9 protein-coding genes are annotated in these 12,503 nt (G+C 55.2%); all 9 read left to right on the top strand.

Annotated features, from left to right (window positions below; translation table 11 throughout):
- The first annotated feature begins 346 nt into the window (after positions 1-346).
- A complete protein-coding gene (sdhC, locus tag AB6V08_RS04705; RefSeq protein ID WP_020684965.1) occupies positions 347-751 on the top strand; it encodes a succinate dehydrogenase cytochrome b556 subunit in 405 nt (134 codons plus the stop codon).
- Positions 745-1,092 (top strand): succinate dehydrogenase membrane anchor subunit, encoded by a 348-nt coding sequence (gene sdhD, locus AB6V08_RS04700; RefSeq protein ID WP_008501088.1) that lies wholly within the window; start codon positions 745-747, stop codon positions 1,090-1,092. Before sdhC ends, sdhD begins: the two co-directional genes overlap by 7 nt.
- Positions 1,092-2,858 (top strand): succinate dehydrogenase flavoprotein subunit, encoded by a 1,767-nt coding sequence (gene sdhA, locus AB6V08_RS04695; RefSeq protein ID WP_234673499.1) that lies wholly within the window; start codon positions 1,092-1,094, stop codon positions 2,856-2,858. Before sdhD ends, sdhA begins: the two co-directional genes overlap by 1 nt.
- A gap of 15 nt (positions 2,859-2,873) precedes the next feature.
- Complete coding sequence (sdhB, locus tag AB6V08_RS04690) at positions 2,874-3,590, top strand: succinate dehydrogenase iron-sulfur subunit SdhB (protein ID WP_008501090.1); 717 nt, start codon at positions 2,874-2,876, stop codon at positions 3,588-3,590.
- Positions 3,591-3,934: 344 nt separating this feature from the next.
- A complete protein-coding gene (gene sucA, locus AB6V08_RS04685) occupies positions 3,935-6,742 on the top strand; it encodes a 2-oxoglutarate dehydrogenase E1 component (protein WP_368541590.1) in 2,808 nt (935 codons plus the stop codon).
- A gap of 14 nt (positions 6,743-6,756) precedes the next feature.
- A complete protein-coding gene (gene odhB / locus AB6V08_RS04680; protein WP_368541589.1) occupies positions 6,757-7,989 on the top strand; it encodes a 2-oxoglutarate dehydrogenase complex dihydrolipoyllysine-residue succinyltransferase in 1,233 nt (410 codons plus the stop codon).
- Positions 7,990-8,086: 97 nt separating this feature from the next.
- A complete protein-coding gene (gene sucC, locus AB6V08_RS04675; protein ID WP_368541588.1) occupies positions 8,087-9,253 on the top strand; it encodes an ADP-forming succinate--CoA ligase subunit beta in 1,167 nt (388 codons plus the stop codon).
- Complete coding sequence (gene sucD, locus AB6V08_RS04670) at positions 9,253-10,122, top strand: succinate--CoA ligase subunit alpha (protein ID WP_006809578.1); 870 nt, start codon at positions 9,253-9,255, stop codon at positions 10,120-10,122. The genes sucC and sucD overlap by 1 nt, the downstream gene beginning before the upstream one ends.
- Positions 10,123-10,928: 806 nt before the next feature.
- The gene (cydA, locus tag AB6V08_RS04665) at positions 10,929-12,497 is read left to right on the top strand and encodes a cytochrome ubiquinol oxidase subunit I (RefSeq protein WP_368541587.1); all 1,569 of its coding nucleotides are present in this window, start codon (positions 10,929-10,931) and stop codon (positions 12,495-12,497) included.
- Positions 12,498-12,503 lie beyond the last annotated feature (6 nt).

Here is a 12,503-nt window from a genome sequence, read left to right as displayed (position 1 = left end):
CCTCATAACTTTTGCGCATTATATGCCTTTTCTGATGACGTTTGTAACAATATTGTTTAACATTTGTCAAATCAGATGATTAAAAATTAAAAATATGTTGTTATCGTGACCCTGATCACTGTTCCAGAGAAAACCCGACAAACTGTATGTAGGTTAATTGTAATGATTTTGTGAACGGCCTATACTGCCGCCAGGTCTCCGGAACACCCTGCAATCCCGAGCCACCCAGCGTTGTAACGTGTCGTTTTAGCATTTGGAAGCAATGTTTTGCATGACGCGCAGTTATAGAAAAGGAACGCTGCTTGACCCGCATCGCAGTCCGGAGGAAGGAAACAATAAGAACAGCATGTGGGCGTTATTCATGATAAGAAATGTGAAAAAACAAAGACCTGTCAATCTGGATCTCAAAACGATCCGATTCCCTGTAACAGCAATAGCGTCCATTTTGCACCGCGTTTCTGGTGTGATTACGTTTGTGGCGGTCGGTATTCTGCTGTGGTTACTGGGAACCAGCCTCTCCTCTCCTGAAGGATTCCTTCAGGCCTCAGCCATTATGAACAGCTTCTTCGTGAAATTTATCATGTGGGGCATTCTGACCGCGCTGGCGTACCACGTTGTTGTGGGTGTTCGCCATATGCTGATGGACTTTGGCTACCTGGAAGAGACCTTCGAAGCCGGGAAACGCTCCGCTAACATTTCATTTGTTATCACTGTCGTGCTTTCACTTCTCGCAGGAGTTCTCGTATGGTAAGCAACGCCTCGGCATTAGGACGCAACGGCGTACATGACTTCATTCTGGTCCGTGCTACCGCCATCGTTCTCACCCTTTACATCATCTATATGATCGGTTTCTTCGCCACCAGCGGCACGCTGACGTGGGAAATCTGGAGTGGGTTCTTCGGATCTGCCTTCACCAAAGTGTTCACCCTGCTGGCGCTGTTCTCCATCCTTATTCATGCCTGGATTGGCATGTGGCAGGTGTTGACCGATTACGTTAAACCACTGGCTATTCGCCTTCCTCTGCAGCTGGCTATCGTCGTTGCACTGGTGGTTTACGTCATTTATGGATTCGTTGTGGTGTGGGGTGTGTAATGAAACTGCCAGTCAGAGAATTTGATGCTGTAGTGATTGGTGCGGGTGGTGCAGGTATGCGCGCCGCACTGCAAATTTCCCAGAGCGGCCAGACCTGTGCGCTGCTCTCTAAAGTCTTCCCGACCCGTTCGCACACGGTTTCTGCCCAGGGCGGTATCACCGTTGCGCTGGGTAATTCCCATGAAGATAACTGGGAATGGCACATGTATGACACGGTAAAAGGTTCCGATTACATCGGTGACCAGGACGCCATCGAATATATGTGTAAAACCGGCCCGGAAGCGATTCTGGAGCTCGACCATATGGGTCTGCCGTTCTCCCGTCTGGAAAACGGCACGATTTATCAGCGTCCGTTTGGCGGCCAGTCGAAAAACTTCGGCGGCGAGCAGGCGGCACGTACCGCGGCAGCGGCCGACCGTACCGGCCACGCGTTGCTGCACACGCTGTATCAGCAGAACCTGAAAAACCACACCACCATCTTCTCCGAATGGTATGCGCTGGATCTGGTGAAAAACGCCGACGGCGCGGTGGTGGGTTGTACCGCACTGTGCATCGAAACCGGTGAAGTGGTTTACTTCAAAGCCCGCGCGACCGTGCTGGCAACCGGCGGCGCAGGCCGTATCTATCAGTCCACCACTAACGCCCACATCAACACCGGTGACGGCGTGGGGATGGCTATCCGCGCGGGTGTGCCGGTGCAGGATATGGAGATGTGGCAGTTTCACCCAACCGGTATCGCCGGTGCGGGCGTGCTGGTCACCGAAGGCTGCCGTGGTGAAGGCGGTTACCTGCTGAATAAACACGGCGAGCGCTTCATGGAGCGCTATGCGCCGAACGCGAAAGACCTGGCGGGTCGTGACGTGGTGGCGCGTTCCATCATGATCGAAATCCGCGAAGGCCGCGGCTGCGACGGCCCGTGGGGCCCGCACGCGAAGCTGAAGCTCGACCATCTGGGTAAAGAGGTTCTGGAATCCCGTCTGCCGGGCATCCTTGAGCTGTCCCGCACCTTCGCCCACGTTGACCCGGTTAAAGAACCGATCCCGGTTATCCCGACCTGCCACTACATGATGGGCGGTATTCCGACCAAAGTGACCGGTCAGGCGCTGACCGTGAACGAGCAGGGCGAAGACGTGGTCATTCCTGGACTGTTCGCGGTAGGCGAAATCGCCTGCGTATCCGTCCACGGTGCGAACCGTCTGGGCGGCAACTCCCTGCTGGACCTGGTGGTGTTTGGTCGCGCGGTGGGTCTGCACCTGCAAGAGTCTATTGCCGAGCAGGGCGATCTGCTTGACGCTACCGACGACGAAATCGATGCCTCTCTTGAGCGCCTCAACCGCTGGAACGGCAACCGTAACGGCGAAGATCCGGTGGAAATCCGCAAAGCGCTGCAGGAATGTATGCAGCACAACTTCTCGGTGTTCCGCGAAGGCGACGCGATGGCCAAAGGTCTTGAGCAGCTGAAAGCGATTCGCGAGCGCCTGAAAAACGCCCGTCTGGATGACACTTCCAGCGAGTTCAACACCCAGCGCGTTGAGTGCCTGGAGCTGGATAACCTGATGGAAACCGCCTTCGCGACCGCGATGTCGGCAAACTTCCGTACCGAGAGCCGTGGCGCGCATAGCCGCTTCGACTTCCCGGATCGTGATGACGAAAACTGGCTGTGCCATTCCCTGTATCTGCCAGAGTCGGAATCCATGACGCGTCGCAGCGTCAATATGGAACCGAAACTGCGTCCGGCGTTCCCGCCGAAGATTCGTACTTACTAATGCGGAGACAGGACAATGAAACTCGAATTCTCAGTTTATCGTTATAACCCGGATGTAGACGACGCACCGCGTATGCAGGATTACACGCTGGAAGCAGAAGAAGGCCGCGACATGATGCTGCTGGATGCCTTAATCCAGCTGAAAGAAAAAGACCCGACGCTCTCTTTCCGCCGCTCCTGCCGCGAAGGGGTGTGTGGCTCTGACGGCGTCAACATGAACGGTAAAAATGGTCTGGCCTGCATTACGCCGATTTCGGCGCTACAGCGTCCAGGTCAGAAAATTGTTATCCGTCCTCTGCCAGGGCTGCCGGTCGTTCGCGATTTGGTGGTAGACATGGGGCAATTCTATGCACAATATGAGAAGATTAAGCCTTACTTATTGAATAATGGGCAAAATCCACCCGCTCGTGAGCACTTACAGTCTCCTGAGCAGCGTGAAAAACTCGATGGCTTGTACGAGTGTATTCTCTGCGCATGTTGCTCAACGTCTTGCCCGTCGTTCTGGTGGAACCCGGACAAGTTTATCGGCCCGGCGGGTCTGCTGGCTGCCTATCGCTTCCTGATCGATAGCCGCGACACCGAAACCGATAGCCGTCTGGAAGGACTGAGTGACGCTTTCAGCGTATTCCGCTGCCATAGCATCATGAACTGCGTCAGTGTGTGTCCGAAGGGGCTTAACCCGACGCGCGCCATCGGCCATATTAAGTCGATGCTGCTGCAGCGCAGTGCGTAAGTAAGAAGAGGGGAGCCCTGTTCCCCTCACCCTAACCCTCTCCCACAGGGAGAGGGGATAGATTGCAGAAACCTTTAAAAACTGCCAGTTAAGTAAATAATCGAGACGTTCAGCGCGAGACAAGGCGCGGTTGAACGAATCCCCTGGAGCATAGTGAACTATGTGACTGGGGTGAGTGAAAGCCGCAACGCAGTCGCAGCCTGAACGACGAAGATTATTTAGACAGTTTCTAAAGGTTCCTTCGCGGGCCAGAAAGAGCTCGCAGGTGAACCCCGGCACGTACACGCAGTGTGCGTGGTAGTTTCTACGGCGAAAGTAAGCATAAAAATGCTTAAGGGATCACGATGCAGAACGGCGCAATGAAAGCCTGGCTGGACTCTTCTTACCTCTCTGGTTCCAACCAGAGCTGGATAGAACAGCTCTATGAAGACTTCTTAACCGATCCTGACTCAGTGGACGCAAACTGGCGTTCCATGTTCCAGCAGTTGCCTGGTACAGGGGTCAAACCGGATCAATTCCATTCCAAAACACGTGATTATTTCCGTCGTCTGGCGAAGGATGCCTCACGTTACTCTTCTGCGATTTCCGACCCTGACACCAATGCGAAGCAGGTTAAAGTCCTGCAGCTCATCAACGCTTATCGCTTCCGTGGTCACCAGCATGCGAATCTCGATCCGCTGGGACTGTGGCAGCAAGACCGTGTGGCGGATCTCGATCCGGCGTATCACGATCTGACCGAGGCCGATTTCCAGGAAAGCTTTAACGTAGGTTCTTTCGCTATCGGCAAAGACACGATGAAGCTGGGCGATCTGATCGACGCCCTCAAGCAGACCTACTGCGGCTCCATCGGCGCGGAATATATGCACATCACCTCTACGGAAGAGAAACGCTGGATCCAGCAGCGCATCGAGTCCGTGGCGGGCCACGCGAACTTCTCTACCGAAGAGAAAAAACGCTTCCTCAGCGAACTGACCGCAGCAGAAGGCCTTGAGCGCTATCTGGGCGCGAAGTTCCCGGGCGCAAAACGCTTCTCGCTGGAAGGCGGCGACGCGTTAGTGCCGATGCTGAAAGAGCTGATTCGCCATGCGGGCAACAGCGGTACACGTGAAGTGGTACTGGGCATGGCGCACCGCGGTCGTCTGAACGTGCTGGTCAACGTGCTGGGTAAAAAACCGCAGGACCTGTTCGACGAATTCGCGGGCAAACATAAAGAACACCTCGGTACCGGCGACGTGAAGTACCACATGGGCTTCTCGTCTGATATCGAAACCGAAGGCGGTCTGGTTCACCTGGCGCTGGCGTTTAACCCGTCGCACCTGGAAATCGTCAGCCCGGTGGTGATCGGCTCCGTGCGCGCGCGTCTGGATCGTCTGGACGAGCCAAGCAGCAATAAAGTGCTGCCAATCACTATTCACGGCGATGCGGCCATCACCGGCCAGGGCGTGGTTCAGGAAACCCTGAACATGTCGAAAGCGCGCGGTTACGAAGTGGGCGGTACCGTTCGCATCGTTATCAACAACCAGGTGGGCTTCACCACGTCCAACCCGCTGGATGCACGCTCTACGCCGTACTGCACCGACATCGGTAAGATGGTGCAGGCGCCAATCTTCCACGTGAACGCGGATGACCCGGAAGCGGTGGCCTTCGTGACCCGCCTGGCGCTGGACTTCCGTAACACCTTCAAACGCGACGTGCTGATCGACCTGTTCTGCTACCGCCGTCACGGCCACAACGAAGCCGACGAGCCAAGCGCAACTCAGCCGCTGATGTACCAGAAAATCAAAAAACACCCAACGCCGCGCAAAATCTACGCTGACAAGCTGGAAGCGGAAAAAGTGACGACGCTGGAAGATGCGACCGAAATGGTCAACCTCTACCGCGACGCGCTGGATGCGGGTGAGTGCGTAGTGAAAGAGCTGCGCCCAATGAACATGCACTCCTTTACCTGGTCGCCGTACCTCAACCACGAGTGGGATGAGAGCTACCCGAACAAGGTCGAGATGAAGCGTCTGCAGGAGCTGGCGAAACGCATCAGCACCGTGCCTGAGGCTATCGAGATGCAGTCCCGCGTGCAGAAAATCTACGCTGACCGTCAGTCCATGGCGGCAGGCGAGAAGCTGTTCGACTGGGGCGGGGCGGAAACGCTGGCCTACGCCACGCTGGTTGACGAAGGCATTCCTGTGCGTCTGTCCGGTGAAGATGCCGGGCGCGGCACCTTCTTCCACCGTCATGCGGTGGTGCACAACCAGACCAACGGTTCAACCTATACTCCGCTGCAGCACGTTCACAACGGTCAGGGCCAGTTCAAGGTCTGGGACTCCGTGCTGTCTGAAGAAGCGGTACTGGCATTCGAATACGGCTACGCCACCGCAGAACCACGCACCCTGACCATCTGGGAAGCGCAGTTCGGCGACTTCGCCAACGGTGCGCAGGTGGTTATCGACCAGTTCATCTCCTCCGGCGAGCAGAAGTGGGGCCGTATGTGTGGCCTGGTGATGCTGCTGCCGCACGGTTATGAAGGCCAGGGCCCGGAACACTCCTCCGCACGTCTGGAGCGCTATCTGCAGCTCTGCGCAGAGCAGAACATGCAGGTTTGCGTGCCGTCGACGCCGGCGCAGGTTTACCACATGCTGCGTCGTCAGGCGCTGCGCGGTATGCGCCGTCCGCTGGTGGTGATGTCACCGAAGTCTCTGCTGCGTCATCCGCTGGCGGTGTCCAGCCTGGATGAACTGGCTAACGGCACCTTCCTGCCGGCCATCGGCGAGATTGACGAGCTGGATCCGAAAGGCGTTAAGCGTGTCGTAATGTGTTCTGGTAAGGTCTATTACGACCTGCTGGAACAGCGCCGTAAGAACGATCAGAAAGATGTCGCCATCGTGCGTATCGAGCAGCTTTATCCATTCCCGCATCAGGCGATGCAGGACGTGTTGAAACAATACGCTCACGTACATGATTTTGTCTGGTGCCAGGAAGAGCCGCTCAACCAGGGCGCATGGTACTGTAGCCAGCATCATTTCCGTGAAGTGATTCCATTTGGGTCTGCTCTGCGTTACGCAGGTCGCCCGGCCTCCGCCTCTCCGGCGGTAGGGTATATGTCCGTTCACCAGAAGCAACAACAAGATCTGGTCAATGACGCGCTGAACGTCGATTAATTAAAGGATACAAAATGAGTAGCGTAGATATTCTTGTTCCCGACCTGCCTGAATCTGTAGCAGATGCGACCGTCGCCACCTGGCACAAAAAACCGGGCGATGCCGTTAAGCGCGATGAAGTGCTGGTAGAAATCGAAACTGACAAAGTGGTACTGGAAGTACCGGCATCGGCGGATGGCGTTCTTGATGCTGTTCTGGAAGACGAAGGCACAACCGTGACTTCTCGCCAGATCCTGGGTCGCCTGCGTGAAGGCAACAGCGCGGGTAAAGAGTCCAGCGCCAAATCTGACGAGAAAGCCTCTACGCCGGCTCAGCGCCAGCAGGCTTCTCTGGAAGAGCAGTCTAACGACGCGCTCAGCCCGGCGATCCGTCGCCTGCTGGCCGAGCACAGCCTGGATCCGGCAGCCATCAAAGGCACCGGTGTGGGCGGTCGTCTGACTCGCGAAGACATCGACAAACATCTGGCGAAAGCGCCTTCTGAAGCGAAAGCAGAAGCTAAAGCACCGGCAGCAGCGCCTGCTGCACAGCCTGCTCCGGCGCTGGGCGCACGCAGCGAAAAACGCGTGCCGATGACCCGCCTGCGCAAGCGCGTGGCCGAGCGTCTGCTGGAAGCGAAAAACTCCACCGCGATGCTGACCACCTTCAACGAAGTCAACATGAAGCCGATCATGGATCTGCGTAAGCAGTACGGCGACGCGTTCGAAAAACGTCACGGTATCCGTCTGGGCTTTATGTCCTTCTACGTGAAAGCGGTAGTTGAAGCGCTGAAACGCTACCCGGAAGTGAACGCGTCCATCGATGGCGATGACGTGGTTTACCACAACTACTTCGACGTGAGCATGGCGGTTTCTACTCCGCGCGGCCTGGTGACCCCGGTTCTGCGTGACGTAGATACGCTGGGCATGGCTGACATCGAGAAAAACATTAAAGAGCTGGCCGTTAAAGGCCGCGACGGCAAGCTGACCGTTGACGACCTGACCGGCGGTAACTTCACCATTACCAACGGCGGCGTGTTTGGCTCTCTGATGTCCACCCCAATCATCAACCCACCGCAGAGCGCGATCCTGGGTATGCACGCCATCAAAGATCGTCCGATGGCGGTAGACGGTAAAGTGGAGATCCTGCCAATGATGTACCTGGCACTCTCTTACGATCACCGTCTGATCGACGGACGCGAGTCCGTGGGCTTCCTGGTTGCCATTAAAGAGCTGCTGGAAGATCCAACGCGTCTGCTGCTGGACGTGTAGTAGTTTTTTTAGCGTCACCTGCCCTGTAGGCCGGTTCGGCAACCGCGCTGGCCTACGGGTTTAAAGATAACGATTACCTGAATAGTGGATAGAACGCATGAATTTACATGAATATCAGGCCAAACAGCTGTTTGCCCGCTACGGTTTACCTGCTCCGGTGGGCTACGCCTGTACTACCCCACGTGAAGCAGAAGAAGCGGCATCTAAAATTGGCTCCGGCCCGTGGGTAGTGAAATGTCAGGTTCACGCTGGTGGCCGTGGTAAAGCGGGCGGTGTGAAGGTTGTTAAGAGCAAAGAAGAGATCCGCGCTTTCGCTGAACACTGGCTCGGCAAGCGTCTGGTGACCTATCAGACAGATGCGAACGGTCAGCCGGTTAACCAGATCCTGGTGGAAGCGGCGACGGACATCGCGAAAGAATTGTACCTGGGCGCGGTTGTTGACCGTAGCTCCCGTCGCGTGGTGTTCATGGCGTCTACCGAAGGCGGCGTGGAAATCGAAAAAGTGGCGGAAGAGACCCCGCACCTGATCCACAAAGTGGCTATCGATCCGCTGGCAGGCCCTATGCCTTATCAGGGACGCGAGCTGGCGTTCAAGCTGGGTCTGGAAGGCAAGCTGGTTCAGCAGTTCACCAAGATCTTCATGGGTCTGGCGAACATCTTCCTGGAGCGCGATCTGGCGCTGATCGAAATCAACCCGCTGGTGATCACCACCCAGGGCGATCTGATCTGCCTCGACGGCAAGCTGGGCGCTGACGGTAACGCGCTGTTCCGCCAGGCTGACCTACGCGAAATGCGCGACCAGTCTCAGGAAGACCCGCGTGAAGCGCAGGCTGCACAGTGGGAGCTGAACTACGTGGCGCTGGATGGCAACATCGGCTGCATGGTTAACGGTGCGGGCCTGGCAATGGGCACCATGGACATCGTTAAGCTGCACGGCGGCGAGCCGGCTAACTTCCTCGACGTGGGCGGCGGTGCGACCAAAGAGCGCGTTACCGAAGCCTTCAAAATCATCCTCTCCGACGACAATGTGAAAGCCGTTCTGGTTAACATCTTCGGCGGTATCGTGCGGTGCGACCTGATCGCTGACGGTATCATCGGCGCGGTGGCAGAAGTGGGCGTTAACGTTCCGGTTGTTGTCCGTCTGGAAGGTAACAACGCTGAACTCGGCGCGAAAAAACTGGCTGATAGCGGCCTGAATATTATTGCAGCGAAAAGTCTGACGGATGCAGCTCAGCAGGTTGTTGCCGCAGTGGAGGGGAAATAATGTCCGTTTTAATTAATAAAGATACCAAGGTTATCTGCCAGGGCTTCACCGGTAGCCAGGGTACATTCCACTCTGAACAAGCGATCGCCTACGGCACGCAGATGGTTGGCGGCGTAACTCCAGGCAAAGGCGGCACCACGCACCTGGGCCTGCCGGTGTTCAACACCGTGCGTGAAGCGGTAGAAGCGACCGGCGCGACCGCAACGGTTATCTACGTTCCGGCACCGTTCTGCAAAGACTCCATCCTGGAAGCGATCGACGCAGGCATTAAGCTCATCATCACCATTACCGAAGGCATCCCGACGCTGGACATGCTGACCGTGAAGGTGAAGCTGGACGAAGCCGGCGTGCGCATGATCGGCCCGAACTGCCCGGGCGTTATCACGCCGGGCGAGTGCAAAATCGGCATCATGCCTGGCCACATTCACAAGCCGGGTAAAGTGGGCATCGTTTCCCGCTCGGGTACGCTGACCTATGAAGCGGTTAAGCAGACCACCGACTACGGTTTCGGCCAGTCTACCTGCGTGGGTATCGGCGGCGACCCGATCCCGGGCTCTAACTTCATCGATATCCTGAAGCTGTTCCAGGAAGACCCGCAGACCGAAGCGATCGTGATGATCGGTGAGATCGGCGGTAGCGCTGAAGAAGAAGCGGCGGCGTATATCAAAGATCACGTCACCAAGCCGGTTGTGGGCTACATCGCAGGCGTAACGGCGCCGAAAGGCAAACGTATGGGTCACGCGGGCGCCATCATCGCAGGCGGTAAAGGTACGGCGGACGAGAAATTCGCTGCGCTGGAAGCGGCAGGCGTGAAAACCGTGCGCAGCCTGGCCGATATCGGCGAAGCACTGAAATCCATCATTAAGTAAGTCCTCTCTGCTCCCAGGACTGGGAGCGTTGAAATAAAAAATGTCCGTTTCGACATGGTTGGCCGCTGAAAAGCGGCCTTTTTTTTGGCGCGCGTCTCCGCCGCCCGATTTGTTTGTCTGAAAAATGCGCAAACGAACGAAACGCCGAAAAGGGGAAAAAAGTCGCTTAACGTAATCGTCACCGTGAGGTGTTAATTTACAGAGATTTAAAAGTGAATTAATTGTTATTTCGCATAGGGGGCGCGAAACCAAAATGGAAAGTTATCGCGAAACGGCTAAGATTATTGGTTTGCCGCCTGCAAAAATAGCGTTCTGCATGGGTTAAAAAAAATCACCTATATTTATATTATTCCCGCCATTTGATAACCAATAATAGCTCTCTGTACACATATCATTAACATGGTTTTTACCGTGTTTACCCAATATAAACACGGTTAACAAAAGATAGTTATTTTGATTTAAATCAATGTTTAATATTTGGAAAAAGGCGCCAAAAGAGGCTAAATTGTGCCAGATCAAACTGGCCTAAAAGTAGTAAATTCGCTATATATTGATCACCGTCGAAAAACGTAAAAGTGATTCAATAAAAACCTGTTTATTGTAAGGGTTTTGCGGCGTAATATATTTGCGGGATCAATTTGGGTTTTTTATTAACGTATTCGCAACCTTTCATCACTGCTTTTTCCTCCAGTTGAGAATAAGCAACGAAGAAGGGGAGTGGATAAATTTGTATTGGGGCATGCGTGTGGATCCTTATCTAACGGGGTTCACTCTCGGAGTCTTCATGCGATGAGCAAGGAGTCATAATGTTAGACGTAGTCGAACTGTCGCGCTTACAGTTTGCCTTGACCGCGATGTACCACTTCCTGTTTGTGCCGCTGACGCTCGGTATGGCGTTCCTGCTGGCTATCATGGAAACGGTTTACGTCCTCTCCGGCAAACAGATTTATAAAGATATGACCAAGTTCTGGGGCAAGTTGTTTGGTATCAACTTCGCACTGGGCGTGGCAACCGGTCTGACCATGGAGTTCCAGTTCGGGACTAACTGGTCTTACTATTCTCATTACGTTGGGGATATCTTCGGTGCGCCGCTGGCCATTGAAGGTCTGATGGCCTTCTTCCTTGAATCCACCTTTGTAGGCCTGTTCTTCTTCGGTTGGGACCGTCTGGGCAAAGTCCAGCATATGGCGGTAACCTGGCTGGTGGCACTGGGCTCTAACCTGTCTGCACTGTGGATCCTGGTGGCTAACGGCTGGATGCAGAACCCAATCGCCTCTGATTTTAACTTCGAAACCATGCGTATGGAGATGGTCAGCTTTGCCGAGCTGGTCCTGAACCCGGTGGCACAGGTTAAATTCGTACACACCGTGGCGTCTGGCTATGTCTGCGGCGCGATGTTCATCCTGGGCATCAGCTCCTACTACATGCTGCGCGGTCGCGACTTTGCGTTCGCTAAGCGCTCCTTCGCTATCGCTGCAAGCTTCGGTATGGCTGCAATCCTGTCTGTTATTGTTCTGGGTGATGAATCCGGTTACGAAATGGGCGACGTGCAGAAAACCAAACTGGCTGCAATTGAAGCTGAATGGGAAACTCAACCGGCACCTGCCGCGTTCACCCTGTTCGGTGTACCGGATCAGGAAGCGCAGGAAAACCGCTTCTCTATTCAAATTCCTTACGCGCTGGGCATCATCGCCACTCGCTCCGTCGACAAGCAGGTGACTGGCCTGAAAGATCTGATGGTGCAGCACGAAGAGCGTATCCGTAACGGGATGAAAGCCTACTCCCTGCTGGAGCAGCTGCGTGCAGGCTCCACCGACCAGAGCGTTCGCGATCAGTTTAATGACGTGAAAAAAGACCTGGGTTACGGTCTGCTGCTGAAACGCTATACGCCGAATGTGTCTGATGCGACTGAAGCCCAGATTCAGATGGCAACCAAAGACTCCATTCCACGCGTAGCACCGCTGTACTTCGCGTTCCGTATCATGGTGGGCTGCGGCATCATCATGCTGCTGATCATCGCGGCGTCCTTCTGGTCCGTTATTCGTAACCGTATCGGTGAGAAAAAATGGCTGCTGCGTACCGCGCTGTACGGTATTCCACTGCCGTGGATTGCTATCGAATCCGGCTGGTTTGTTGCGGAATATGGCCGTCAACCGTGGGCGATTGGTGAGGTGCTGCCAACGGCAGTGGCTAACTCCTCCCTGACGGCGGGCGATCTGATTTTCTCAATGCTGCTGATTTGCGGTCTGTACACCCTGTTCCTGGTGGCTGAACTGTTCCTGATGTTCAAGTTCGCGCGCCTTGGCCCAAGCAGCCTGAAAACCGGTCGCTATCACTACGAGCAGTCCACTGCGACTACTCAGCCGGCACGCTAAGACAGG

This window comes from Enterobacter soli (genome assembly GCF_964208575.1).
Classification (GTDB): domain Bacteria; phylum Pseudomonadota; class Gammaproteobacteria; order Enterobacterales; family Enterobacteriaceae; genus Enterobacter; species Enterobacter soli_A.
This window is presented reverse-complemented; position numbering and strand designations above follow the sequence as displayed.